At 53.9% G+C, this 24,293-nt stretch carries 26 protein-coding genes; 15 read left to right on the plus strand and 11 right to left on the minus strand.

Translation table 11 applies throughout. The annotated features are described in order from the left end of the window. The first annotated feature begins 313 nt into the window (after positions 1-313). The 7 genes from ghrA to ymdB all read left to right on the plus strand — a co-directional run bounded on the left by ghrA (position 314) and on the right by ymdB (position 4,970). Positions 314-1,252 (plus strand): glyoxylate/hydroxypyruvate reductase GhrA, encoded by a 939-nt coding sequence (gene ghrA / locus ABLU80_RS23870; RefSeq protein ID WP_015705016.1) that lies wholly within the window; start codon positions 314-316, stop codon positions 1,250-1,252. Positions 1,253-1,337: 85 nt separating this feature from the next. After that, a complete protein-coding gene (locus ABLU80_RS23875) occupies positions 1,338-2,075 on the plus strand; it encodes a phosphatase (protein WP_015367224.1) in 738 nt (245 codons plus the stop codon). Positions 2,076-2,098: 23 nt separating this feature from the next. Then, positions 2,099-2,653: a molecular chaperone gene (locus ABLU80_RS23880; RefSeq protein ID WP_063446671.1), complete on the plus strand. Its 555-nt coding sequence runs from the start codon at positions 2,099-2,101 to the stop codon at positions 2,651-2,653. Positions 2,654-2,755: 102 nt separating this feature from the next. Then, positions 2,756-3,238, plus strand: a complete 483-nt coding sequence (locus ABLU80_RS23885; RefSeq protein WP_015705019.1) for a DUF1097 domain-containing protein — start codon at positions 2,756-2,758, stop codon at positions 3,236-3,238. A 287-nt stretch (positions 3,239-3,525) separates the two neighbouring features. Continuing rightward, on the plus strand, positions 3,526-3,822 hold the full coding sequence (locus ABLU80_RS23890) for a fimbrial assembly protein (RefSeq protein ID WP_223575861.1): 297 nt from the start codon (positions 3,526-3,528) through the stop codon (positions 3,820-3,822). 230 nt (positions 3,823-4,052) lie between these two features. Beyond that, positions 4,053-4,355 carry a type 1 fimbrial protein gene (locus ABLU80_RS23895; protein WP_348850542.1) on the plus strand — a complete coding sequence of 101 codons (303 nt, stop codon included), beginning with the start codon at positions 4,053-4,055 and terminating at the stop codon, positions 4,353-4,355. 90 nt (positions 4,356-4,445) lie between these two features. Next, positions 4,446-4,970 carry an O-acetyl-ADP-ribose deacetylase gene (ymdB, locus tag ABLU80_RS23900; protein ID WP_015367219.1) on the plus strand — a complete coding sequence of 175 codons (525 nt, stop codon included), beginning with the start codon at positions 4,446-4,448 and terminating at the stop codon, positions 4,968-4,970. 44 nt (positions 4,971-5,014) lie between these two features. On the opposite strand, the gene mdoC is transcribed toward ymdB, so the two are convergent. Next, positions 5,015-6,175, minus strand: a complete 1,161-nt coding sequence (mdoC, locus tag ABLU80_RS23905) for a glucans biosynthesis protein MdoC (RefSeq protein ID WP_015705023.1) — start codon at positions 6,173-6,175, stop codon at positions 5,015-5,017. 252 nt (positions 6,176-6,427) lie between these two features. Here mdoC and mdoG point away from each other — a divergent pair, with 252 nt between their 5' ends. The 3 genes from mdoG to ABLU80_RS23920 all read left to right on the plus strand — a co-directional run bounded on the left by mdoG (position 6,428) and on the right by ABLU80_RS23920 (position 10,791). After that, complete coding sequence (gene mdoG / locus ABLU80_RS23910; RefSeq protein WP_015367217.1) at positions 6,428-7,981, plus strand: glucans biosynthesis protein MdoG; 1,554 nt, start codon at positions 6,428-6,430, stop codon at positions 7,979-7,981. After that, on the plus strand, positions 7,974-10,502 hold the full coding sequence (mdoH, locus tag ABLU80_RS23915; protein ID WP_047045269.1) for a glucans biosynthesis glucosyltransferase MdoH: 2,529 nt from the start codon (positions 7,974-7,976) through the stop codon (positions 10,500-10,502). Before mdoG ends, mdoH begins: the two co-directional genes overlap by 8 nt. 61 nt (positions 10,503-10,563) lie before the next feature. Next, complete coding sequence (locus ABLU80_RS23920; protein ID WP_015367215.1) at positions 10,564-10,791, plus strand: YceK/YidQ family lipoprotein; 228 nt, start codon at positions 10,564-10,566, stop codon at positions 10,789-10,791. Here the strand turns inward: ABLU80_RS23920 and ABLU80_RS23925 are convergent, their stop codons facing one another. From ABLU80_RS23925 to ABLU80_RS23935, 3 genes are all read right to left on the minus strand, one after another. After that, positions 10,792-11,178, minus strand: a complete 387-nt coding sequence (locus ABLU80_RS23925; RefSeq protein WP_015705026.1) for a MysB family protein — start codon at positions 11,176-11,178, stop codon at positions 10,792-10,794. Positions 11,179-11,269: 91 nt separating this feature from the next. Further along, entirely contained in the window at positions 11,270-12,520 is a 1,251-nt protein-coding gene (gene mdtG, locus ABLU80_RS23930; RefSeq protein ID WP_015705027.1) for a multidrug efflux MFS transporter MdtG, read from the minus strand. Between the two features lie 173 nt (positions 12,521-12,693). Next, entirely contained in the window at positions 12,694-13,614 is a 921-nt protein-coding gene (locus ABLU80_RS23935; RefSeq protein WP_015367212.1) for a Kdo(2)-lipid IV(A) acyltransferase, read from the minus strand. A gap of 207 nt (positions 13,615-13,821) precedes the next feature. On the opposite strand from ABLU80_RS23935, the gene ABLU80_RS23940 reads away from it, so the two are divergent. Then, entirely contained in the window at positions 13,822-14,886 is a 1,065-nt protein-coding gene (locus ABLU80_RS23940) for a rhodanese-related sulfurtransferase (protein WP_047079616.1), read from the plus strand. Here ABLU80_RS23940 and ABLU80_RS23945 read toward each other — a convergent pair. The 7 genes from ABLU80_RS23945 to mdtH form a co-directional block, all read right to left on the minus strand. After that, positions 14,872-14,985, minus strand: coding sequence for a YceO family protein (locus ABLU80_RS23945; RefSeq protein WP_015367210.1), 114 nt, complete (start codon positions 14,983-14,985; stop codon positions 14,872-14,874). The genes ABLU80_RS23940 and ABLU80_RS23945 overlap by 15 nt on opposite strands. Before the next feature lie 58 nt (positions 14,986-15,043). Next, positions 15,044-16,162: an N-methyl-L-tryptophan oxidase gene (gene solA, locus ABLU80_RS23950; RefSeq protein WP_213796298.1), complete on the minus strand. Its 1,119-nt coding sequence runs from the start codon at positions 16,160-16,162 to the stop codon at positions 15,044-15,046. 124 nt (positions 16,163-16,286) lie between these two features. After that, positions 16,287-16,541 (minus strand): biofilm formation regulator BssS, encoded by a 255-nt coding sequence (gene bssS / locus ABLU80_RS23955; protein WP_015367208.1) that lies wholly within the window; start codon positions 16,539-16,541, stop codon positions 16,287-16,289. Between the two features lie 304 nt (positions 16,542-16,845). Further along, a complete protein-coding gene (gene dinI / locus ABLU80_RS23960) occupies positions 16,846-17,091 on the minus strand; it encodes a DNA damage-inducible protein I (protein ID WP_015367207.1) in 246 nt (81 codons plus the stop codon). 73 nt (positions 17,092-17,164) lie between these two features. Continuing rightward, positions 17,165-18,211, minus strand: coding sequence for a dihydroorotase (gene pyrC / locus ABLU80_RS23965; RefSeq protein ID WP_063446674.1), 1,047 nt, complete (start codon positions 18,209-18,211; stop codon positions 17,165-17,167). A gap of 130 nt (positions 18,212-18,341) precedes the next feature. Further along, the gene (locus ABLU80_RS23970) at positions 18,342-18,902 is read right to left on the minus strand and encodes a lipoprotein (RefSeq protein ID WP_015367205.1); all 561 of its coding nucleotides are present in this window, start codon (positions 18,900-18,902) and stop codon (positions 18,342-18,344) included. A gap of 114 nt (positions 18,903-19,016) precedes the next feature. Further along, on the minus strand, positions 19,017-20,225 hold the full coding sequence (gene mdtH, locus ABLU80_RS23975; RefSeq protein WP_348850543.1) for a multidrug efflux MFS transporter MdtH: 1,209 nt from the start codon (positions 20,223-20,225) through the stop codon (positions 19,017-19,019). Positions 20,226-20,452: 227 nt separating this feature from the next. Between mdtH and rimJ the strand changes: the two genes are divergently transcribed. The 4 genes from rimJ (at position 20,453) to murJ (ending at position 24,269) form a co-directional block, all read left to right on the plus strand. Beyond that, positions 20,453-21,037: a ribosomal protein S5-alanine N-acetyltransferase gene (gene rimJ / locus ABLU80_RS23980; RefSeq protein ID WP_015367203.1), complete on the plus strand. Its 585-nt coding sequence runs from the start codon at positions 20,453-20,455 to the stop codon at positions 21,035-21,037. A gap of 9 nt (positions 21,038-21,046) precedes the next feature. Further along, complete coding sequence (locus ABLU80_RS23985) at positions 21,047-21,694, plus strand: YceH family protein (RefSeq protein ID WP_015367202.1); 648 nt, start codon at positions 21,047-21,049, stop codon at positions 21,692-21,694. Positions 21,695-21,696: 2 nt separating this feature from the next. Continuing rightward, entirely contained in the window at positions 21,697-22,620 is a 924-nt protein-coding gene (locus ABLU80_RS23990) for a Gfo/Idh/MocA family oxidoreductase (RefSeq protein ID WP_348850544.1), read from the plus strand. A gap of 113 nt (positions 22,621-22,733) precedes the next feature. Further along, on the plus strand, positions 22,734-24,269 hold the full coding sequence (gene murJ, locus ABLU80_RS23995) for a murein biosynthesis integral membrane protein MurJ (RefSeq protein WP_348850545.1): 1,536 nt from the start codon (positions 22,734-22,736) through the stop codon (positions 24,267-24,269). Positions 24,270-24,293: the final 24 nt, after the last annotated feature.

Consider the following 24,293-nt stretch of genomic DNA (forward strand, 5'->3'; position numbering starts at 1 on the left):
ACACACTTTCCAGGCGTGCTCCTTCAGCCACTCGGACACCTCACCATATTGTCTTTCCCGTTGTTGCTGGGAACGGGCGCTAATGTAGGGAAATACGTATCTCCCGTCAATCAACTTTTTTAAAAAAAGATGCGTTTAGCCAAACTTCAAACAACTTGCTTCTTAAACGCGCGGGAATCGTTTTTTTTGTCACCATTCTCTTTATTCCTCGATAGCGATACGAAATTTGTTATGCTGGCAAACCAATACAAAACAAAGAGTAAAACACGACGCAAACCTCAACCTACTCACGCGTCAGTAATCAGGAGTCATTATGGAGATTATTTTTTACCACCCGACGTTCGATACCCCCTACTGGATCGCAGAGCTGGAAAAACATCTGCCGGGAGCGCGCGTTCGTGAGTGGAAACCTGGCGACAATCAACCAGCCGACTATGCGCTGGTCTGGCATCCACCGGTAGAAATGTTGCAAGGCCGCAAATTGAAGGCGGTTTTTGCCCTCGGCGCAGGCGTGGATTCTATTCTTAGCAAGCTGCGGGAGCATCCGGAAATGCTGCCGCTTTCGATCCCGCTGTTCCGACTCGAAGATACCGGTATGGGCCTGCAGATGCAGGAATATGCGGTAAGCCAGGTACTGCACTGGTTCCGCCGCTTTGATGATTATCAGGCGCTGAAGCTGCAATCCCGCTGGCAGCCGTTGCCGGAATACCGTCGCGAAGATTTTACTATCGGCATTATGGGGGCAGGGGTGTTGGGCGGCAAAGTCGCGGAAAGCCTGTTGCGCTGGGGTTTCCCAGTGCGCTGCTGGAGCCGTAGCCACAAATCCTGGCCGCAAGTTGAGAGTTTTGCCGGTCAGGAAGAACTGGGCGCATTTTTACGGCAAACCCGCGTGCTGATCAACCTGTTGCCAAATACGGCTGAAACCGTCGGCATCATTAATGAAACTTTACTCTCTCAACTTCCGGATAACAGCTATGTTCTGAACCTCGCCCGCGGCGTACATATCGTTGAGCCGGATTTACTGGCCGCGCTTGACAGCGGTAAGGTGAAAGGGGCGATGCTGGATGTCTTTAGCCGCGAACCGCTGCCGAAAGAGAGCCCGCTGTGGGCGCATCCGCGTGTGGCCATGACGCCGCATATTGCCGCCGTTACCCGTCCACAGGAAGCGATCGCTTATATTGCCAGTACCATTAGCCGCCTGGAGCGTGGTGAAACGGTCAGCGGGCAGGTCGATCGCCAACGCGGCTACTAATCGATAACCCCGCTACGGCGGGGTTTTTACTGATCATGACTCCTGATTCCTGCTATTCTTGCCACAAACAGAGGAGGAGATTGTGATGTATCCTGTTGACCTGCACATGCATACCGTCGCCAGCACCCACGCCTATAGCACCCTGCATGACTATATTGCCGAGGCCAAACGTAAAGGCATTAAACTTTTTGCCATCACCGATCACGGCCCGGATATGGCCGATGCCCCGCACTACTGGCATTTCGTCAATATGCGTATCTGGCCGCGTCTGGTAGATGGCGTCGGCATCCTGCGCGGCATTGAAGCGAATATTAAAAATACCCAGGGTGAAATTGACTGTACCGGACCAATGCTGACTTCGCTGGATCTGATTATTGCCGGTTTTCATGAGCCGGTATTCCCGCCTCAGGATAAAGCCACCCACACTGAAGCGATGATTGCCGCGATTGCCAGTGGCGCAGTCCACATGATTAGCCATCCAGGCAATCCGAAATTCCCGATCGATATTCCGGCAGTAGCCGAAGCAGCGGCAAAGCATCATGTGGCGCTGGAAATTAATAATTCCTCTTTCCTTTCATCGCGTATCGGTAGTGAAGATAATTGCCGGGCAATCGCCGCCGCCGTGCGTGATGCGGGTGGTTGGGTGGCGCTGGGTTCGGACTCCCATACCGCCTTTACGCTTGGCGAATTTACCGAATGTCGCAAAATCCTCGACGCGGTGAATTTCCCGGAAGAGCGGATCCTTAACGTCAGTCCGCGTCGACTACTGAATTTCCTCGAATCACGCGGAATGCCGGCGATTGCGGAATTTGCAGACCTTTAATTTGAACCACTGGAACATATTGTATGAATGAATTTTCAATCCTCTGTCGCGTGCTGGGCTCGCTGTACTATCGTCAGCCGCAGGACCCGCTGTTGGTGCCGCTGTTCACGCTGATTCGCGATGGCAAGCTGGCCGCCAGTTGGCCGCTGGAACAGGATGAATTACTGGAGCGTCTGCAGAAGAGTTGTGATACCCAGCCGTTAACCGCTGATTACAACGCCCTGTTCGTTGGTGACGAATGTGCGGTCTCGCCTTATCGCAGCGCGTGGGTTGAAGGCGCCACGGAAGCGGAAATCCGCGGTTTTCTTACTCAACACGGTATTCCCACTGGCGATGGGCCAACCGATCATATTGGATCCCTACTGCTGGCCGCATCCTGGCTTGAAGATCATGCCTCAGATGACGAAAGCGAAACGTTGGAAACGTTGTTTGCCGATTACCTCTTACCGTGGTGCGGCACCTTCCTCGGTAAAGTCGAGGCGCATGCGCAAACCGCATTCTGGCGTACCATGGCGCTACTCACGCGTGAAGCTATATCCGCCATGTGGGATGAGCTGCAGGAAGAAAACGACGAATAATTGTGATGTAAGTCACTTTTAGTGTGAAACAGCAAACTCACGCATTCATATTGTGTGTTCTGGATCGCATTTGGTTGCCGCGTATCTGCTATGATACGCGGCATGAACATACTCTTCGCAATCGCACTCACGACGGGCATTCTCTCCGGTATTTGGGGATGGGTGGCGGTCTCACTTGGCCTGCTGAGCTGGGCCGGTTTCCTCGGCTGTACGGCCTATTTCGCTTGCCCACAGGGCGGCCTGAAAGGGCTGTTGATTTCCGCCTGCACGGTCATGAGCGGCGTGATATGGGCGCTGGTGATTATTTACGGTAGCGCGCTGGCGCCGCAGCTGGAAATCCTCAGCTATGTGATGACCGGAATAGTCGCCTTCCTGATGTGTATTCAGGCGCGTCAGCTGCTGCTCTCTTTTGTTCCCGGAACCTTTATCGGCGCCTGCGCGACCTTTGCCGCGAGCGGCGACTGGCGCATTGTCGTGCCATCACTGGCGCTGGGATTGGTCTTTGGCTATGCCATGAAAAACAGCGGACTGTGGCTGGCGGCGCGAGCGGCAAAGAATAAGTCTCTGGCTAACGATAACGTCTGATTTTCTTCACATTTCCTCGACGACGGGAGTAAGCTTCCCGTCACTCACTACATGAAAGCCTTTTCGCATCAACCCCTCTTCGATTGTTTTTTCCTCTTAATGCAGACATTTTGAGCAAACAAACCATAATAATTTGATACCGTTTGCAAAAACGGAGAGAAAAAAGTATCAACGAGTACTTCATATATATACTGATTTTGTATGTAGTTGCTTGTATTCAACTGCGCTCATGGATGATTTGTAAGGTTTTTTTGACCGTTACGCAGAGGGGTTTTGCCGTGAAAAAAATGACTGGCGTACTACTTGCTACAGTTTGTTTCCTTCCCGCTTTATTGACTTTTTCAACTACCTCTAACGCCGCAAGCGGCGTGATTCGTTTCCACGGCGGCGTTGTCGAACCGCCTTGTAAAATTCGCTCTTCAGAAGATCAGGTCTCGATGGCTTGCGCTAAGCAGAAGTCAGTCACTTTTTCTGCCCAGCAGGTAGCCAGAGGGGATCTGCAACATGCCAATATCAAATCTACACAGTTCACCTTTATCAATCCCCAGCACACCAACGCTATTCTCGAAGTGAGTTATCGGTAATAGCAAGGCCCCTGCAGATCCAGCGGGGGCTTTCGCCGCGCCTCTCACCTGACATTCTCACGCCGCTTTTTTGTAGCAAAATCAAGATGAATCGATTTTGTTAGCAAAAAGAAAATAAAAAGTAATGTATTTGTATTTCATAACGCAATCATTGCCTTGCCGTATTCTGGCGGCGCAGTGCGCTCATGGATGGCCTGTTGCTTCTTTGCTATTAAACAGAGGAGACTGCCGTGATAAAAGAAATCCACGCCTTAGCGATGCCATGTCTGATGTTGTCGTGCTTGTCTGGAGCAGTGCACGCCGCGCCGACCGACGGCGTTGTCGCCATTTATGGGCAGGTCGTCGATCCGTCCTGCGAAGCCAATAGTGTGGGCGAAAAGATTGAAATGGCCTGCCCGCAGCTGCCTACACGGGCGCTTTCGCCGCAGGTGCTGACGACGGGGAATTACAGCAATGACGCCGTCCGTTCAGCACAATTAAAGTATATTGATCCGCAACATACCCGCGCTATCCTCGAAGTGAATTATCGCTAATTACTGCCCCTCAGGCTTCCGCCTGGGGGGCTATCATGCCATAGTAGACACCACGCTAAGTATGAAGACGTTTGCCGACAGGAGGGGGAAATGGTTGTTCAACCTGAGGTGGTTCTCGGCGATATCACGACGTTGCAGGTAGATGTTATTGTCAACGCGGCAAACCCATCGTTACTGGGCGGCGGCGGTGTTGATGGCGCCATTCATCGCGCAGCGGGCCCGGAACTACTGGCAGCCTGCAAAATAGTCCGTCAGCAGCAGGGCGAATGTCCGCCCGGGCATGCGGTTATCACCAGCGCCGGTAATCTACCGGCCAGCGCGGTGATTCATGCTGTCGGCCCCGTCTGGCGCGGCGGTGACGAGCAAGAGGCCGAATTACTGACGGATGCCTATCGCAATAGTTTGTTGCTGGCGGCAGCCAATAATTATCGATCTATTGCTTTTCCGGCTATCAGCACCGGCGTATATGGCTATCCGAAACAGGCGGCGGCGGAAATTGCGGTGAAAACGGTGAAGGCTTTCCTCACCCGATATAATCCACTGGAACGAGTGTGCTTCGTCTGCTTTGATAACGAAACGGCGGAGATCTATCAGCGATTATTGCAGGCAGAATGAATCGCGGCACCGGCAGCACGCAGGCGCGCTGCCGGTTGCGGATTTTAGTTAACCGATACCGGCGCTTTCGCCGGTTTTTGCTGCGGTTTGCCTGAGAACAGGAAGCGCAGCAGCGGAATACGTAGATGGATTTCGTACAGCACCAGCGCAATACCCACCACAAACACCAGCCCGGCGATAAAACCTAACAGATTCGATTTGATTATTGGCGTAATCCACGCCCCGTACAGCAGGGTGAGGGGATGATGCACCAGGTAGATAAACAGCGAGGCGTTGACGAAGTAAGTCACCCGAGCGGACTGGAAGTTGAGCAGGCGGTGGCCCAGCGAGAATACCACGTTCACCATCCACAGCCCCAGCACCATGGTAATCACCGATTCGGTTTCATACATCCAGCCATCGCCGGAACCATACTGCTGGTTAAGACGATAGGCGATAAAGCCCAGCAGTGCGCCGACAAAACACCAGGGTGATGAGGTGGTGAACATCGCTTTTAGCCGCGGGTTGATGAACGTCTGAGCGCCGAGAACAAAGAACGGCAGATAGAACAGGGTCTGCATAACGATGAAGTTAAACAGTCCGTTGCTGAGAATCGGCGGGTAAACGATAAAAATAGTGCGACGAATTACCGCATACAACACGCCAAGTCCAAGGAAAATAAGCGATAATTGACCAAATGTGACAGTGTCACCAAAGCTGGCGGTCTGCGTTTTCCCTCGATTGGCCAGCCACTTAAACAGCACCACGCCGAGAGTGGTCAGCACGACCAGCACCAGCAGGAACCACAGATGAGAGATAAGCTCCCATGCCAGGGTGTTGAATTTGTCATAGCCGGAGAGCGTGTGCCAGTTTTGCGCTTTACCATTGACGTATTGCAGCATCAAGAACTGCGGCAAAGTCAGAAGTGGAATCGCGGTGAGCATCGGAATGCCAACGCGCTCTACGCGTACTTTCCACCATTTCTTTAGGGGATAGCGTAAAAACAGCATGTAAGAGAAGTAGCCGGAAATAACAAAGAAGACCTGCATGCGGAAAGCATGGATAAAGTCGTTGAACAGCGTTAACCCCCAGGAGGGTTCCAGGCTATTCACATGCCAGCTGTGGCTGGAGTAGATAAGCGAAATGTGAAAGGGTATCCCCAGCAGCATCAGCCAGGCGCGGATGCTGTCGAAGAAATATTCACGCTCTACTGGTGTTTTATTCATAAATTCACAACAATCTCAGACAATTCGTCTTATCACTCGCGGCGATAACGGTTACATTCCCAGCAACCCTACATGAACTCAGGGTATCTGTCTCCAGGATAAGTACGCAAAGTGCAATATGGGACAGAGAACTGTTTATTCCCTGGTCCGCTAAGCTGAACAATGCAGGGATTATGTTGTCGGATTGCCTGAGTTTCCATTAAAATAGATCGGATCGATTTAAGCACACAAAGGGGGAAGTGCTTACTTACTATGAAACATAAACCACAGATGATGAAAATGCGTTGGTTAAGCGCAGCCGTAATGTTGTCCCTGTGTACTTCATCTGCATGGGCATTCAGCATTGATGACGTAGCAAAACAGGCGAAAACGTTAGCCGGGAAAGGCTATGAAGCGCCGAAAAGTAACCTGCCCTCCGCCTTCCGCGATATGAAATACGCGGATTACCAGCAAATCCAGTTCAATCACGACAAAGCGTACTGGAATAACCTGAAAACCCCGTTCAAGCTGGAATTTTACCACCAGGGCATGTATTTCGACACGCCGGTTACTATTAATGAAGTGACCAGCACCAGCGTACGTAAAATTAAATATAGCCCGGATTATTTTAATTTTGGCAATGTGCAACACGATAAAGACACGGTGAAAGACCTTGGTTTCGCCGGTTTTAAAGTACTGTATCCGATCAATAGCAAAGACAAGAATGACGAAATCGTCAGCATGCTCGGAGCCAGCTACTTCCGCGTTCTTGGCCAGGGTCAGGTATACGGGCTTTCCGCCCGCGGCCTGGCTATCGATACCGCGCTGCCGTCAGGCGAAGAGTTTCCTCGTTTCCGCGAGTTCTGGATTGAGCGCCCGAAAGCGACCGATAAGCGCTTAACTATCTATGCGCTGTTGGATTCCCCGCGTGCGACCGGCGCCTATCGTTTTGTGGTTATGCCTGGGCGCGACACCGTGGTTGATGTGCAGTCGAAGGTCTATCTGCGTGACAAAGTCGGTAAACTCGGCGTGGCACCGTTGACCAGTATGTTCCTGTTTGGGCCGAACCAACCGTCGCCGACGACTAACTATCGTCCGGAACTACATGACTCCAACGGTCTGTCGATTCTTGCCGGTAACGGCGAGTGGATCTGGCGTCCGCTGAATAACCCGAAACACCTGGCCGTCAGCAGTTATGCGATGGAGAACCCGCAAGGGTTTGGCCTGCTGCAGCGTGGCCGCCAGTTCTCCCGCTTTGAAGATCTCGACGATCGTTACGACCAGCGCCCGAGCGCGTGGATCACCCCGAAAGGCGACTGGGGTAAGGGTAAAGTCGAATTGGTTGAAATCCCGACCAACGATGAAACCAACGACAATATCGTCACCTACTGGACCCCGGATCAGCTGCCGGAACCAGGCAAAGAGATGAACTTCAAATACTCTATTACCTTCAGCCGCGATGAAGACAAACTGCATGCGCCAGATAGCGCTTATGTGGTGCAGACTCGCCGCTCAACCGGTGATGTGAAGCAGTCTAACCTCATTCGCCAGCCAGATGGCACTATCGCTTTCATCGTTGATTTCACCGGCGCTGACATGAAAAAAATGGCGGCGGACACGCCGGTAACGGCGCAGGCGAGCATCGGCGATAATGCCGAAATCGTGGAAAACTCCGTGCGCTATAACCCGGTTATCAAAGGTTGGCGTATGACCCTGCGCGTGAAAGTGAAAGATCCGAAGAAAACCACGGAAATGCGTGCGGCGCTGGTCAATGGCGATCAGACGCTGAGCGAAACCTGGAGCTATCAGCTGCCTGCCAATGAATAAGATAACGAATTATATCGACGCATTGCCGCTGTCGGATGCTGAAAAGGCCGCATTACCTGATGCGAGCCTGCAAGCCGTACATGAAGCGCTTGACGCAGAGCATCATCATTTTCCGCGCGATGAAGATTCCCCGTTAGGATCGGTTAAAGCGCGGCTGGAGCATAGCTGGCCGGACTCTCTGGCCGGCGATCAGCTGGTGAAAGATGATGAAGGGCGCACGCAGCTTCATGCGATGCCGAAAGCGAAACGTTCCTCGATGATCCCCGACCCGTGGCGCACCAACCCGGTAGGCCGCTTCTGGGATCGCCTGCGTGGCCGTGACGTGACTCCGCGCTATCTCTCTCGCCTCACGCAAGAAGAGCGTGAAAGCGAGCAGAAATGGCGTACCGTCGGCACCATTCGTCGCTACATTTTGCTGCTGCTGACGCTGGCGCAAACGGTAGTGGCCACCTGGTATATGAAGACCATCCTCCCTTATCAGGGCTGGGCGCTGATCAATCCATCCGATATGGTTGGCCAGGATCTGTGGGTTTCCTTCATGCAGCTACTCCCTTACGTGTTGCAGACCGGCATCCTGATCCTCTTTGCGGTACTTTTCTGCTGGGTCTCGGCCGGTTTCTGGACCGCGCTGATGGGCTTCCTGCAATTGCTGATCGGGCGTGATAAGTACAGTATTTCGGCATCCACCGTAGGCGACGAGCCGCTGAACCCGGAACACCGGACTGCGCTTATCATGCCTATCTGTAACGAAGATGTTGATCGCGTGTTTGCCGGTCTGCGCGCCACCTGGGAATCGGTGAAAGCGACAGGTAACGCTGCGCATTTTGACGTTTACGTGCTCAGCGACAGCTACGACCCGGATATTTGCGTTGCCGAGCAAAAAGCGTGGATGGAATTGATTGCCGAAGTGCAGGGTGAAGGCCAGATCTTCTATCGTCGCCGTCGTCGTCGTGTGAAGCGTAAAAGCGGCAACATCGATGATTTCTGCCGTCGCTGGGGTAGCCAGTATAGCTACATGGTGGTGCTCGACGCTGACTCAGTAATGACCGGCGAGTGCCTGAGCGGGCTGGTGCGCCTGATGGAAGCGAATCCGAATGCCGGGATCATCCAGTCTTCGCCGCGCGCTTCCGGTATGGATACCCTTTATGCGCGCTGCCAGCAGTTCGCCACCCGCGTGTACGGCCCGCTGTTTACCGCCGGGCTGCACTTCTGGCAGTTAGGTGAATCGCACTACTGGGGTCACAACGCCATTATCCGCGTGAAGCCGTTCATCGAACACTGCGCGCTGGCGCCGCTGCCGGGCGAAGGTAACTTTGCCGGCTCGATTCTTTCGCACGACTTCGTGGAAGCTGCGCTGATGCGCCGTGCGGGGTGGGGAGTTTGGATCGCCTACGATTTGCCTGGCTCCTATGAAGAGCTGCCGCCGAACCTGCTGGATGAACTGAAGCGTGACCGCCGCTGGTGTCAGGGTAACCTGATGAACTTCCGCCTGTTTCTGGTGAAAGGGATGCACCCGGTACACCGTGCGGTGTTCCTGACCGGCGTCATGTCCTATCTGTCGGCGCCGCTGTGGTTTATGTTCCTCGCGCTGTCGACGGCGTTACAGGTAGTGCACGCCCTGACCGAGCCGCAATACTTCCTGCAGCCGCGTCAGCTGTTCCCGGTATGGCCACAGTGGCGTCCGGAACTGGCTATCGCGCTGTTTGCTTCGACCATGGTACTGCTGTTCCTGCCAAAACTGCTGAGTATCATTCTGGTGTGGTGCAAGGGGCCGAAAGAGTACGGCGGCTTCTTCCGCGTGACGCTCTCCCTGTTGCTGGAGGTACTGTTCTCGGTGCTGCTGGCGCCGGTGCGCATGCTGTTCCATACCGTGTTCGTGGTCAGCGCGTTCCTCGGTTGGGAGGTAGTGTGGAACTCACCGCAGCGCGATGATGACTCAACGCCGTGGGGCGAGGCCTTTATGCGTCACGGTTCGCAGCTGCTGCTGGGGCTGGTATGGGCGGTTGGCATGGCGTGGCTGGATCTGCGTTTCCTGTTCTGGCTGGCGCCTATCGTCGTGTCGCTGATCCTCTCTCCGTTTGTCTCGGCGATTTCCAGCCGCGCGACGGTAGGTCTGCGCACTAAACGTTGGAAATTGTTCCTGATCCCGGAAGAGTATTCGCCGCCGCAGGTACTGAAAGATACCGATGCTTACCTGACTTTGAACCGTCAGCGTTCGCTGGGCGATGGCTTTATGCACGCGGTGTTTAACCCATCGTTCAACGCTCTGGCGACGGCAATGGCAACGGCGCGTCACCGCCACGGCCGTATTCTGGATATCGCCCGTGAACGCCACGTTGAGCAGGCGCTGAATGAAACGCCTGATAAACTCAACCGCGATCGTCGGCTGGTGCTGTTAAGCGATCCGGTAACGATGTCGCGTCTGCACTATCGCGTGTGGAACGCCCCGGAGAAATACTCCTCCTGGGTGGGGGCGTATCAGCAGCTCACGCTGAACCCGCTGGCGTTGAAAACGAAGTAAGCCGTACGTTAAGGAAAATACCGGCAATTGTGCCGGTATTTTTTTGCCTGAGAGGAAGTGAATGAGAATATTTGTGCTTATCGCCATGACGCTGGTACTCAGCGGCTGCGGCAGCATTATTAGCCGTACGGTACCGGGGCAGGGCCATGGCAACCAATATTACCCCGGCGTACAGTGGGATGTTCGCGATTCAGCCTGGCGCTATCTGACCATTCTCGATCTGCCATTCTCGCTGGTATTTGATACGCTGTTGCTACCGCTAGACGCCAGCCACGGCCCCTATGAGTAATTAACGCTCGTCCCACTCATCGGCTGCGGTCTGCCCCTCTTCGGTATCCAGGGAAGGCTCCAGCTGAAACTCGCCTTCATCCCATTCGTGTAGCGTATTTTCTTCCACCCATTCCTGGCGTAGCTCGATTTCGTCATAATCGCCGTCAAATACGCTCTGTGCCGCTTCGCCACTGAGCATGGCCAGGCACTCGCCTTCTTCATCTTCGCTGGCGAAGAATTCAGCCCGCCAGGCGATATCGCCATCCTGGAGAATATACTTCTGCATATTGAACTGTTCGATGTTGGCAGTTTCTTCATCGCTGTCGGGATTATCGGCCAAAAACTCTTCCCGGGCGGCGTCGATGGCCTCTTCGAGCGTGGCGTAGAAAACTGATTCCGTTGACATAGCTAACCCCCTAAGAAGAATGAAAAAGGAACACGTTTCAATCTATAGAAGGCGGTTAGTCTGGCGTCAAGGCAGAGAAGCGCTGAAGCGCTTAATTTACCGAACGTTTACCCGAGCCCCCGTCATCCGCTGAAGCGTCGTGCCGTGGGCGGCGCAGACTGATGGTCGAGTAAAAAGCGTTAAACAGGACGACACAGGCGGTGACGAGGAACACGGCGCGGAAGCCGTAGTTGGCCGAGACCGAGGCGCCGATTAACGGGCCGGTGACGTTGCCGATATCGCGAAACGACTGGTTATAGCTGAAGATACGTCCCGAAATCTGGCTGGTGGAGTTGTACACCAGCAGGGTTTGTACGGCGGGTAACAGCGCGCCGTCGGCGGCGCCAAGCAAAAAGCGCAGAATGCCTAGCTGCAGCGGCGTCTGAACGAATGACATCGGGATCAGTAATAGCACGGAGATAACCAGAGCAACTATCAGGATCTTTTCCGGCCCAATGCGATCGCCGAGCTTGCCTAAACGTGGCGCGCTCAATAGGGCGGCAATGCCGGGTACGGAAGCAATCATGCCGCTAATAAAGGCGATATTACTGACGTTACCTGCCAGGTCGCGCACGTAGAGCGTCAGGATCGGCGCAATGGAGCCGGTAGCGACCTGGATAATCAATGAGGTGACGAACAAGCTCAGCACCAGTTTAGGATTCTTAAGCGAACCGAAAACGTCCCTGGCATTGAGCATCTCTTTTTTGTTCACCGGAACAAAGTTTTCGCGGATTAAAAACAGGGTGAACAGGAAGCAGATAAACAGCACCGTGGCGGTCATAAAGAAGACGGTGCGCAACCCCCAGTGGTCGGCAAGGAAACCGCCAGCCAGCGGGCCGAGCAGGGCGCCGCTTACCGCGCCGGTTGAAAGCGTTCCTAGCGCCCAGCCGCTTTTCTGACGGGGGATCTGGGTGGCGATCAGCGCATTGGCATTGGGAATAAACCCGCCCAGTAAACCCAGCAGCGCGCGTAGGATCAGGAATTGCCAAATGTTCTGCGCCATGCCCATCAGCATCATGACGATAGCCATCCCCAGCGCCGAACGTAGCAGCATAATCTTACGCCCTTTACGGTCGGCTAATCCGCCCCAGAACGGCGAGGCAACGGCGGAAAAGAGGAAGGTTATGCTAAAGACCAGCCCTGACCACATATTTAGCGCGCTATGGCCGGTGACGCCCAACTGTTCGACGTAGAGCGGCAAAAAAGGCATCACGAGGCTAAAGGCGGCGCCGGTTAAAAAGCAGCCAAGCCAGGTGACGGTAAGATTTCGTTTCCAGTTAATAGGTGTATCAGCAGACGACATAAGGTCTCACTGGCCCGCGGCGCGGGTCAAAATAAAGGAAAATATGAGCCTGCTAATTATGCGCCTGAGAAATGGTTGTCGCAATGGAGCATAGCTTTTAAAGCTAAAGGAGTATTTAAGAGGACTGGCGGTAGAATTTATCCGGGCAGAGAACCGCCCGGATAGTGAGTCAATCAGTAGCGCGAAGGCACGCCTTCCGGACGGGTTTTAAAGCGGCGATGCAGCCACATATATTGCTCTGGCGCCATCAAAATGCACTGTTCGACGATTTTGTTCATCCACGCGGCGGTGGTTTCTGCGTTTTCCAGAGGCGGATCGCATTCCGGCGGCAGCATGATGAGCTCATAGCCTTTGCCATTCGGTTTGCGCCGCGGGACGAATGGCACAATGCACGCTTTGGACATTTTCGCCAGCATCCAGGTCCCGGAAGTGGTGGCGGCCTGCTCGACGGCGAACAGGGGGGCGAAGACGCTGGCGGTCGGGCCGTAGTCATGGTCCGGGGCATACCAGACCACTTCGCCTTTTTTCAGCGCGCGGATCATGCCTTTGAGATCTTTACGGTCAATCATATCTTTGTTGGAACGCAGGCGGCCCCAGGTCTGCAGCCAGTCGATAACCGGATTGTCGTTCGGGCGATAGACGCCGATACCGGGTTGGTTCATGCCGAACATGCGCGCACCCATTTCCAGCGTCAGGAAATGAATGCCAATCAGCAGGATGCCGCGGTTTTGTGCCTGCACGTCGCGGACATGTTCAAAGCCGATGGTGTCTGTCCAGCGCGCAATGCGTCGGGTTGGCCAGAACCATGCCATCCCGGTTTCCATCAGGCCCATGCCGACGGACTCGAAGTTTTGAACTACCAGTTGATGACGCTCCTGCTCGCTCTTCTCAGGAAAGCAGAGCTCAAGATTACGATAAGCGATTTTTGCGCGGCGTTTCATAAAACGCATCGCCAGACGACCAATGGCATTACCGAGACGGTAGATAACCGGATAAGGGAGTTGGACAACTAACCACAACAGGCCTATGCCCAGCCAAAGCAGCCAGTAGCGCGGGTGGAGCAGCGCGGCGGAAAATTTCGGTAAATGGGTCATTTCATACCTGTCTGATTAAACAACGCGTTCTATTATCGCATTTTTTTCCGCTACCGCCAAAAGCAGTCTCCGGCTGAAGCCGATTGTTAACGGCTGAAAACCGCGTGGATGAAATGTAGCGTAAAATGTAGGGATGTAAATTAACGGTGTTTGCTATATGATGCCCGCCGTTTATTTTACTCATTTCCTATGTCGAGCAGGTACACCATGCCAGTGTTACACAACCGCATTTCAAATGAGACGTTAAAGGCGCAAATGCTGGCTGAGACCGAGCCGCGCACGACGATCTCGTTCTATAAATATTTCACTATCGTTGACCCGAAAGCGACCCGCGACGCTCTGTGGCTGGCGTTGACTAAGCTGAACGTCTTTGGCCGCATCTATCTGGCCCATGAAGGTATCAATGCGCAGATCAGCGTGCCGGAAAGCAAGGTCGCAGCGCTGCGTGAATTTCTCGATAGCTTCGATCCGGCGCTAAAGGGGTTACGTCTGAACATCGCGCTGGATGATGACGGTAAATCCTTTTGGGTCCTGCGCCTCAAGGTCCGCGACCGCATTGTGGCCGACGGTATTGATGACCCGACCTTTGATCCCTCTAATGTGGGCGAGTATCTGAAAGCAGCGGAAGTGAACGCGATGCTGGACGATCCGGACGCGGTATTCATCGATATGCGTAACCATTATGAGTACGAAGTCGGTCATTTTGAGAACGCGATGGAAATTCCGGCGGATACCTTCCGAGATCAATTGCCGAAAGCGGTTGAGATGATGCAGGAGTACAAAGACAAGAAGATTGTCATGTACTGTACCGGCGGTATTCGCTGTGAGAAAGCCAGCGCCTGGATGAAGCATAGCGGTTTCAATAAGGTATGGCACATCGAAGGCGGGATTATCGAGTATGCGCGCCGCGCCCGTGAACAGGGATTGCCGGTACGCTTTATCGGTAAGAACTTTGTCTTTGACGAAAGAATGGGCGAGCGTATTTCTGATGATGTGATTGCCCACTGCCATCAATGCGGCGCACCGTGCGACAGCCACACCAATTGCCTGAACGACGGCTGCCATTTGCTGTTTATTCAGTGCCCGGCTTGTGCCGAGAAATTTGCCGGTTGCTGCAGCGAAGCCTGTATGGAAGAGCATAAACTGCCGGAAGAGGAGCAGCGCAAACTGCGGGCGGGGCGAGAGAATGGCAATAAGATTTTTAATAAATCCCGTGGTCGTCTTAATACCAAATTAGGTATCCCGGATCCCGACCCGTCAGTAAAACCATAACCAGATGAGGTCGATTACTGCTAGCAGCAGCCACAGCGCGAGATAAATCATAAAGTGCTCGCGCACATTGTTGACTAACCAGTGATACAGGCGACGCATAAACGTTCTCAATCAATAAACGGCCTCCATTGAGGCCGTTTCGTTTTATGGCTGGCTATTATTGTGAAAATCGCGCCAGCGAGAAGGGAGTCAAATCAAACTCCGTCGTTTCACCTTGCGCAAATTGCGTCGCAATTTCGCCAAGTACCGGGGCAAATTTGAAACCGTGACCGCTTAAACCGGTAATGAGTAATGTGTTGTCGTGACCGGGAAGCGTATCAATGATGAAATCTTCATCTACCGTATTATCGTACGTACAGGAGGCGCCGTGCAGGCAGCCGCCAATTCCGGGCAGCACGTTGCGCAGGAAGTTGAATGACTCCGACCCATCGCTGGCGACAGCGCCAAACGGTTTCCGCTCGCCCGGTTCGGAAATCAGCTGGCCGCCATTGTGTTTGCCGATCTTCAATTCGTTGTCTTCCGCCGGGAAGCCATAATACTGATCGCCATTCGGTAGTTCGCCGGTGAAAGCAGGGAAGTTATTTTTCGTGCTATAGCGACCATCGGCCTGGAACCAGGCGAAGACTTTACGTACCGGTTGAATGGGCAGTTCCGGCAATAATTTCGTCACCCAGGTTCCGGCGCTGATCAGCAGTTTTTTGCCATTGTAACTGCCGTCAGCGGTATCGATGGTCACGCCATCGGCATGATGATGGATCGCGGTCACCGGACAGTTGAAGAGCTGGGCACAACCCGCCTCACGCGCCAGCCGGATCCAGGTTTCAACCGCCAGTTCGCTGCGTAACACGCCGGAAGCCGGCTCAAAAATTGCCCGATAATCTTGTGGGATACGAATCTCCGGCCAACGCTTCATGACAGCTTCAGCGTCCAGTTCCTCTACGTTAAGCTTAAACTGACGCGCGCTGTGGGCCACGTTATTGAGAAAATCGGAGCTGGCCGGGCCCAGGTTAATGACGCCGGTTTTTTCGAATACGGTCTCGCCGCTGTCTTGCGCGAATTCGTCCCATAGCTGCTGGGCACGTAGCACCAACGGTACGTATTTTTCGCCCTCGCCATAAGCGTGACGAATCAGTCGCGTGTTGCCATGGTGGCTGCCTTCCTGATGCGGCGGTTTGTGGGCATCGGTCATCAGGACATTCAGACCGGCGCGGCGGGCGTAATAGCCAGCGGCAGCACCAACGGAGCCGCTACCGATAATGATGAGGTCGTATTGCATGGTGAGTTCCGGGTTATTGTTTTATTAGCAGGGTAATTAACATCTGCCGGATGTACAAGCGCGAAAAATAATTCAGGCACCCGCAGGTGCCTGTTCAGTGAATATTTAGACATCATCGGTGATGCTAATGTCTGCGATACTCATTTGCCTGGTAATCGCCAGATTCTATCTTCGCTATTCCTGCTTCCAGAATAGAAATAAACTGACGTGCGACGTCCGTCGTTAGCCATAGCGTCTGGCCAATTTCTGCTTCTTTATCGCTTTCTTGGGTGGGGTTTTGGTAGTGCAGGCGCAACATCAGCGCATCGTAGCTATCAACGGTGCTGATGTCCCATCCGACGAGGGGATGGGTCTGGATGACTTCATTATTCTTTTCCATCATAACCCCTTATTCACATGTTAAAAGACAACAATTCTCGAGGTTTAATGCTTGTTTTCTGAAGCAGGTTAATTATATCAGCAGTTAAGTACAAACTCGAGAAAATAAATAAATAGCGGCAAATTTTGCGCTGATTGGCGGTTTTTTGAGCGAGTTTCGTCCTGGGTCTCATTATTTTTTAAGGAATTTATCAGGATATTAAGGAAAGTCTTAGTTATAAGCGGAGATAAAAAAGCCGGGGCGACCCGGCAAAAAAAAGCACAATGAGGGAGCAAATTGATTTTGCGTAAGCAGACCCGGAGGCTTAGTCGTGGATAAACCAGTCGTCGGCGCTTTCCCAGGTTTCCTGCAGGATTTCGCTAATCCGGTCTTTGTCTTCTTTCAGGCCACCGATGACAGATAAATTATTGCCGGCGGCATAACGTACAGTGACCTGGTTTTCACGTTCAGGGTAATAGTGAGCGATACGTTTAGCGAGTTCGTTATTCAGCGCTTCCAGCGCGCCGTTGGGTAAGGCTGTGGTTTTGGCAATTGACACTTCTATGCGCATAATGGCCCCCTGGGTAATATACTGGTTATTTATACAGTAACGCTTGCACATTTACAACAGGGGGCAAAAAACTTTATTTTTTCATCGTCCAGCGCACGGTTTCGCCGGCCAGGAACGGTATCAGCGTATCACCAGGAAGGGTGATGCTTTCGGCGACGGTACTCTCTTCGCGTACCAGTTCAACGTAGCTTTCATTCACCGGCAGGCCGTAGAAACGCGGGCCATTCAACGAGCAGAAAGCCTCAAAATGTTCCAGCGCATTCATCTCTTCAAAGACGGTGGCGTAACTACCAAGCGCGGTCGGGGCATTGAAACAGCCCGCACAGCCGCAACTGGCCTCTTTACGGTGGCGTGCATGCGGAGCGGAGTCGGTGCCGAGGAACGCGCGACTGAACCCGCTGGCGACCAGTTCACGCAGCGCCTGCTGGTGGATATTGCGCTTGAGGATCGGCAGGCAATATAGATGCGGGCGAATACCGCCAACGAGCATATGGTTGCGGTTAAACATCAGATGCTGCGGCGTGATGGTGGCGGCCAGCAGTTCGTTGCCGTCGCGCACGTATTCAGCGGCATCTTTGGTGGTGATATGTTCGAAGACCACTTTTAACCCCTGCAGCCGTTTGCGCAGCGGTTCCATCACCGTCTCAATAAAGCGCGCTTCGCGATCGAAGATATCGATATCAGCATGGGTAACTTCGCCGTGTACCAGTAGCGGCATGCCCAGTTTTTCCATCCGTTCCAGCACCGGCATAATGGCATCGGTGCTGGTCACGCCGTGACTGGAGTTGGTGGTGGCGTTTGCCGGGTAGAGTTTGGCTGCGGTAAATACGCCTTCACGGAATCCGCGCTCCAGTTCGTCCGGATCGAGCGTGTCGGTCAGGTAGCAGGTCATCAGCGGAGTGAAATCATGCCCGGCGGGAATCGCATCGATGATGCGCTGGCGGTAAGCAATGGCAGCAGCGACGGTCGTTACCGGCGGTACCAGATTCGGCATCACGATCGCCCGGCCATAAAACTCACTGGTGTAAGGCACGACGGTTTGCAACATATCATCATCGCGTAGATGGATATGCCAGTCGTCAGGGCGGCGGATTTTCAATACCTGGGGTTGTGCTGTCATGGAAGGCTCCGGCTAATTGGTTCAGTCATCAGGGCTGTTTTTTGCCGGGCACTAAGGATAAGCGTAAACGTTTTCCTTTGCACTCATTTCCGTAAAAAATTAAGGGCGCCATATTCAGCGCCCTTATTGTTTAATCAGTGAAGGGGATGATGATCTCGCCCGGTTTCACTTCAATGCCTTTAGCGTATTTCTTCGCTAAGGCTTCACCGGTGCTGGCATCTTCACGCAGAACGTAGGCTGGTTGCTGATTGAAATAGCTGCGCAGCGACTGATTCAGATAAGGGATCAGCGTCTGTACCACGGAGGTGAGCTTTTCCGGCTTAACTTTCGCATCGACGACTTCCATTTCACGCAGATAAATTGCGCCTTGTTCTTTATTGAACACCGGCAGCGCTTTGAGCTTCAGGTCGATGGTCGCTTTCTGATTGCCAAACAGCGAATTCAGATCCAGATTAGCGGTTCCGCTCAGCGCCACTTTATTCGGCTCTTCACGACCGATGGCGCTGGTCAGGTTTTGCAGCTCAATGTGCGCATCCGCTACGCCAGGCAGGCCGATATCTTTAGCGAAGTGGTTACGTTTCTGCAGCGCCTGGTTAATCTCCTGCTCGCTAACGGAGTATTGCGTAAGCTGGTTACATCCGCTCAGAAGGCCGCTGACAATCAGCGCGGCCGCGATCAACATCTTTTTCATTGGGTTCCTTAACGTCATGCCATAGCTAATCCTGACACAAAGCAGCATGGTCTGCTAGCCCCGCTTGTACTAGCGGAAAATGCTGAAAAAAAGGATTACCACTTTGGCTGATTGTCAGGTGCGCGGTTCCAGCATGCCGGAAGCCGACCGTTTCTGGCTAAACTGCCACCATAGCGCAATGAAAGTTGCAAAGCCGATAATGCCCAGCATCAGCCACGGTAGTTCAGGTTGATTAAGCACTTTACCTGCATCAAACAGCCAGCCGCCGCCGGCATACCCCAGCGCGCCGCCAAATGCCAGACCAAGGCGGCTGAAACCCATATAGCTGCCGCGAGCGCGGGCATCAGCCAGTGAAGCGCCCAGCGTTTCGCGCGCAGGTTCGGCAATGATCGAGCCGATATAGAAAATACAGATTAAGGTAAACAGCTGCTGTAGCGTGCTGGTTAAGCCAATCGGCAGCATCGCCGCCGTCATCACCAGCAAACCCGCCATCAGACGATGCTCAAGACGAAAACGTTTCTCGCTCCAGCGGGCGATGGGATACAGCAGCGTCAGGGAGATTGTCGCCTCGATGGCATACATCCATTTCACCGCCGCCGGAGAGCCCGCAATATCGTTAACCATAATCGGCAGCATGAGCATCACCTGCACGGCCAGCATGTAGTAACCGGTCAGGGTCAACACGTAAGTGACAAAGCGCTTATCACGTAACACCAGCCCCAGTCCTTCGCGGATTGGTGTTTTGACCGTCGAGAGTTTCCATGCTGGCAGATACCAGGCGTTAAATGCGGCACAGGCAATAAAGAGCGCTGCCCCTGCGCTGCACACCAGACGGAAATCGTACTGTAATAGCCAACTGCCGAGCAGGGCGCCGATGACCGCGCCGGCGCTATCCTGCATCATCAGGATAGAGAAGAAACGACCACGTTGATGCGGGCGCACCAGTTTGACCACCAGCGCCGCTCGCGGCGGGTCGAACAGGGTGCCGCCGAGACCGGACAAAATGCATGAGAGCCAGAGCACCCAGGGCTCATGGGCGACGGCCATCGCCGCGAAACCACCGGCGCGCATCAGCATGCCGGTGACGATCATCGGTTTGGCGCCGAAACGATCGGCAATCGCCCCACCGAAGATGCCTAAACCTTGTTGCACCAGCTGACGTAGACCGAGGGCAATACCGACCATCAGCGCCGCCCAACCCATTTGGTCGACAAAACGGATCGATATCAGTGGAAAAACGACAAAAAAGCCGAGAACAACCAGCATGTTATCGACTAACAGGAAATATTTACCCAGGCTCCTTGCCTGCGATATGCGGGACATTTCCCCTCCAGGGAAAAAGAAAGATAAGCTTAGATATTCTGCGGGGGCGGCGGTTATTTTCCCAGCATACTGGCGACAATATTTTTTTATCAAAAAGCAAGATCGATTGAGCCTATTCATCGAAAAATGGAGATGGTGCAGAAAATGGTATGTTGCTGTTTTCCCACCTTCACTCAGGGAAGGTATAGTGAAAGATATTAGTTTGGGGCAGGGAACAGGAGTGAGGAATGTTTGGCTATCGCAGTAACGTACCCAAGGTGCGTTTGACGACGGACCGGCTGGTGGTGCGGCTGGTTCACGATCGTGACGCCTGGCGTCTGGCCGATTACTACGCGGAAAACAAGGGGTTCCTGAAACCCTGGGAGCCGGTGCGCGATGAAAGCCACTGTTATCCCTCCGGCTGGCAGGCGCGATTATCGATGATTACGGAGTTTCATAAACAGGGTTCGGCTTTTTATTTCGCGCTACTCGATCCTGATGAGAAAGAGATTATTGGCGTAGCGAATTTCTCAAACGTGGTGCGTGGTTCATTTCATGCCTGTTATCTCGGCTATTCCATTGGTGAAAAGTGGCAAGGGCAGGGGCTGATGTTTGAAGCGCTGACCGCGGCGATTCGCTATATGCAACGTACGCAGCATATTCACCGTATCATGGCCAATTATATGCCGCATAACAAACGCAGCGGCGATCTGCTCGCCCGGCTCGGGTTCGAAAAAGAGGGTTATGCAAAGGACTACCTCCTCATTGATGGGCAATGGCGAGATCACGTATTGACGGCGTTAACGGCCACTGACTGGACACCAGGGCGCTAAGGAGAAAACATGAAATATCAGCTAACCGCGCATGAAGCGCGCATCATTGGTTGCCTGCTGGAGAAGCAGGTGACCACGCCGGAACAATATCCGCTATCAGTGAATGCTGTGGTTACCGCCTGTAACCAGAAAACCAACCGTGAGCCGGTAATGTCGCTGGCGGAAAGCGACGTCCAGGATTTGCTGGATGAGCTGGTCAAACGCCACTACCTGCGTACGGTAAGCGGTTTTGGCAACCGGGTGACCAAATATGAACAGCGCTTCTGCAATTCGGAATTTGGCGATCTCAAATTAACGGCGGCGGAAGTCGCCATTGTCACGACGCTGCTGCTGCGCGGTGCGCAAACGCCAGGCGAGCTGCGTAGCCGCGCGCAGCGGATGTATGAATTCCGCGACATGGCCGAGGTGGAAAGCACGCTCGACAATTTGGCCAGTCGTGAAGACGGTCCTTACGTCGCGCGCCTTCCGCGCGAACCGGGTAAACGCGAAAGCCGCTATATGCACCTGTTTTGTGATGACATGGATTCGCTCATCACCGTGGTCGAGGCGGTGTCGCCGCCGAATGACGATTTGCAGGCGCGCGTTGAGGCGCTGGAAAGTGAAGTCGCTGAGCTCAAAGTACGCCTTGATTCACTACTGGCTCATTTAGGAGAGTAACCGTGACGGCGAAATTACGTGTTGGCGTGGTGGGACTTGGCGGCATTGCGCAAAAGGCATGGCTGCCGGTGCTGGGCGCCGCTGATGGCTGGACGCTGCAGGCCGCCTGGTCGCCAGGAAAAGAGAAAGCGTTACGCATCTGCGAAACCTGGCGTCTGCCCTATGCCGAGTCTCTGGATGCGCTGGCGGCGCAATGTGATGCGGTATTTGTCCATACCTCAACCGCTTCACATTATGAAGTGGTTCATCATCTGCTGAATGCAGGCGTTCATGTTTGCGTGGACAAGCCGCTGGCGGACAAGCTCAGCGAAGCCGAATCATTGGTTGAACTGGCGGCACGTCGGCGTTTAACGTTAATGGTGGGCTTCAATCGCCGCTTTGCGCCGTTGTATCGTGAATTGAAAGCGCATCTCAATGACGCGGCGTCATTGCGCATGGATAAGCACCGTAGCGATAGCGTGGGCAAAGAGTTGCGCTTTACCCTGCTGGATGATTATCTGCATGTTGTCGATACCGCGCTGTGGCTGGCGGGAGATAAAACGCGGGTGGACGGCGGGGTCCTGCAAACCACTTCTCAAGGGGAAATGCTCTACGCCGAGCATCACTTCAGCGCGGGGCAACTGCAGATCACCACCAGTATGCATCGTCGCGCGGGAAGCCAGCGTGAGTGGGTGCAGGCGGTGACCGATGGCGGACTGTATGAGGTGTACGATATGCGCGAGTGGCGTGAAGAGCGGGGCAGCTGTATCCTGCAGCGCCCGGCGCCCGGCTGGCAAACGACACTTGAACAGCGCGGATTCGACGGCTGCGCTCGCCACTTTATCGAATGCGTGCAAAATCAGACGGTTCCGGAAACCGCCGGCGAGCAGGCGCTTTTAGCCCAGCGGATCGTGGAAAAGCTCTGGCGCGAGGCGATGAGCGAATAACTGGTTGTAACAACTGACAGTAGTAATTCATTGCGAACCCGGTAGACTATCGCCACTTTCCAGCGCCCGCTTTTGCGGGCGTTTTACTCCATGGGTTGTGGAATAAGACAGTAATGAATCTATTAAAATCATTAGCGGCAGTCAGCTCGATGACCATGTTCTCGCGCGTACTGGGGTTCGTCCGCGATGCTATCGTCGCGCGTATTTTTGGCGCCGGGATGGCGACCGACGCCTTTTTTGTGGCCTTCAAACTGCCAAACCTCTTGCGGCGTATTTTTGCCGAAGGCGCCTTTTCTCAGGCCTTTGTGCCGATTCTCGCTGAATATAAAAGCAAGCAGGGCGAAGACGCGACGCGGGTGTTCGTCTCCTATGTTTCCGGGCTGTTGACGCTGGTTCTGGCGCTGGTCACGGTGGCAGGGATGCTGGCTGCGCCGTGGGTGATTACCGTTACCGCTCCGGGCTTTGCCGATACGCCAGATAAATTTGCCTTAACCACCCAGCTGCTGCGCATCACCTTCCCCTACATTTTATTGATCTCGCTGGCGTCGCTGGTGGGGGCGATCCTTAACACCTGGAACCGCTTCTCGGTTCCCGCCTTCGCGCCGACCTTCCTCAACGTCAGCATGATTGGTTTTGCCCTATTTGCCGCGCCTTATTTTCATCCGCCAATGCTGGCGATGGCCTGGGCGGTCACGGTTGGCGGTATCCTGCAACTGGCGTATCAACTGCCGCATCTGAAAAAAATCGGTATGCTGGTTCTGCCGCGGGTTAACCTGAAAGATGCCGGGGCGATTCGCGTGGTTAAGCAGATGGGGCCGGCGATCCTCGGCGTCTCTGTCAGCCAGATCTCGCTGATTATCAATACCATTTTCGCTTCCTTCCTGGTTTCAGGTTCGGTCTCCTGGATGTATTATGCCGACCGTCTGATGGAGTTCCCCTCCGGCGTGCTGGGCGTGGCGCTGGGCACCATTCTGTTGCCATCGCTATCAAAAAGTTTCGCCAGCGGCAATCACGATGAGTACTGCCGACTGATGGATTGGGGGCTGCGCCTGTGCTTCCTGCTGGCCTTGCCAAGCGCGGTTGCCTTAGGCATTCTCGCCAAACCGCTGACGGTATCGCTATTCCAGTACGGTAAGTTTAACGCTTTCGATGCGGCGATGACGCAACGCGCGCTGGTGGCTTATTCGGTTGGACTGATGGGGCTTATCGTCGTGAAGGTGCTGGCGCCGGGCTTTTACTCGCGCCAGGATATCAAGACGCCGGTTAAAATCGCCATTGTTACTCTGATAATGACCCAGGTGATGAACCTGGCGTTTATTGGCCCGTTGAAGCATGCCGGCTTGTCGCTGTCTATTGGTCTGGCTGCCTGTCTGAACGCCGCGCTGCTTTACTGGCAACTGCGTAAGCAGAAAATCTTCACGCCGCAGCCGGGCTGGTTCGTCTTCCTGCTGCGTCTGGTCATCGCGGTGCTGGTCATGGCCGCAGCGCTCGTCGGCGTGATGTATCTGATGCCGGAATGGTCGCAGGGGACGATGCCGTTCCGCCTGATGCGTCTGATGGTGGTGGTGGTGGCTGGCGTAGTCGCCTATTTCGCGACCTTGCTGCTGCTCGGCTTCCGTCTGAAAGAGTTTGCCCGCCGCACGATTTAAATTCACCGTAACGTCGGGCCTGAT

The organism is Klebsiella sp. CN_Kp104, from assembly GCF_040064515.1.
GTDB classification, from domain to species: Bacteria; Pseudomonadota; Gammaproteobacteria; order Enterobacterales; family Enterobacteriaceae; genus Klebsiella; species Klebsiella aerogenes.

Bases quoted from the DNA above. Each gene is read 5' to 3' on its own strand.
- ABLU80_RS23945 (WP_015367210.1), bottom strand. From the start codon at position 14,985: ATGCGTCGCCTGTATCACTGGTTAGTCAACAATGTGCGCGAGCACTTT.
- murJ (WP_348850545.1), top strand. From the start codon at position 22,734: ATGAATCTATTAAAATCATTAGCGGCAGTCAGCTCGATGACCATGTTC.
- ABLU80_RS23885 (WP_015705019.1), top strand. From the start codon at position 2,756: ATGAACATACTCTTCGCAATCGCACTCACGACGGGCATTCTCTCCGGT.
- mdoG (WP_015367217.1), top strand. From the start codon at position 6,428: ATGAAACATAAACCACAGATGATGAAAATGCGTTGGTTAAGCGCAGCC.
- ABLU80_RS23935 (WP_015367212.1), bottom strand. From the start codon at position 13,614: ATGACCCATTTACCGAAATTTTCCGCCGCGCTGCTCCACCCGCGCTAC.
- ABLU80_RS23875 (WP_015367224.1), top strand. From the start codon at position 1,338: ATGTATCCTGTTGACCTGCACATGCATACCGTCGCCAGCACCCACGCC.
- ghrA (WP_015705016.1), top strand. From the start codon at position 314: ATGGAGATTATTTTTTACCACCCGACGTTCGATACCCCCTACTGGATC.
- mdoC (WP_015705023.1), bottom strand. From the start codon at position 6,175: ATGAATAAAACACCAGTAGAGCGTGAATATTTCTTCGACAGCATCCGC.
- pyrC (WP_063446674.1), bottom strand. From the start codon at position 18,211: ATGACAGCACAACCCCAGGTATTGAAAATCCGCCGCCCTGACGACTGG.
- ABLU80_RS23985 (WP_015367202.1), top strand. From the start codon at position 21,047: ATGAAATATCAGCTAACCGCGCATGAAGCGCGCATCATTGGTTGCCTG.
- rimJ (WP_015367203.1), top strand. From the start codon at position 20,453: ATGTTTGGCTATCGCAGTAACGTACCCAAGGTGCGTTTGACGACGGAC.
- ABLU80_RS23890 (WP_223575861.1), top strand. From the start codon at position 3,526: ATGACTGGCGTACTACTTGCTACAGTTTGTTTCCTTCCCGCTTTATTG.
- mdtH (WP_348850543.1), bottom strand. From the start codon at position 20,225: ATGTCCCGCATATCGCAGGCAAGGAGCCTGGGTAAATATTTCCTGTTA.
- ABLU80_RS23880 (WP_063446671.1), top strand. From the start codon at position 2,099: ATGAATGAATTTTCAATCCTCTGTCGCGTGCTGGGCTCGCTGTACTAT.
- dinI (WP_015367207.1), bottom strand. From the start codon at position 17,091: ATGCGCATAGAAGTGTCAATTGCCAAAACCACAGCCTTACCCAACGGC.
- bssS (WP_015367208.1), bottom strand. From the start codon at position 16,541: ATGGAAAAGAATAATGAAGTCATCCAGACCCATCCCCTCGTCGGATGG.
- mdoH (WP_047045269.1), top strand. From the start codon at position 7,974: ATGAATAAGATAACGAATTATATCGACGCATTGCCGCTGTCGGATGCT.
- ABLU80_RS23920 (WP_015367215.1), top strand. From the start codon at position 10,564: ATGAGAATATTTGTGCTTATCGCCATGACGCTGGTACTCAGCGGCTGC.
- ABLU80_RS23970 (WP_015367205.1), bottom strand. From the start codon at position 18,902: ATGAAAAAGATGTTGATCGCGGCCGCGCTGATTGTCAGCGGCCTTCTG.
- ABLU80_RS23925 (WP_015705026.1), bottom strand. From the start codon at position 11,178: ATGTCAACGGAATCAGTTTTCTACGCCACGCTCGAAGAGGCCATCGAC.
- ymdB (WP_015367219.1), top strand. From the start codon at position 4,446: ATGGTTGTTCAACCTGAGGTGGTTCTCGGCGATATCACGACGTTGCAG.
- solA (WP_213796298.1), bottom strand. From the start codon at position 16,162: ATGCAATACGACCTCATCATTATCGGTAGCGGCTCCGTTGGTGCTGCC.
- ABLU80_RS23940 (WP_047079616.1), top strand. From the start codon at position 13,822: ATGCCAGTGTTACACAACCGCATTTCAAATGAGACGTTAAAGGCGCAA.
- mdtG (WP_015705027.1), bottom strand. From the start codon at position 12,520: ATGTCGTCTGCTGATACACCTATTAACTGGAAACGAAATCTTACCGTC.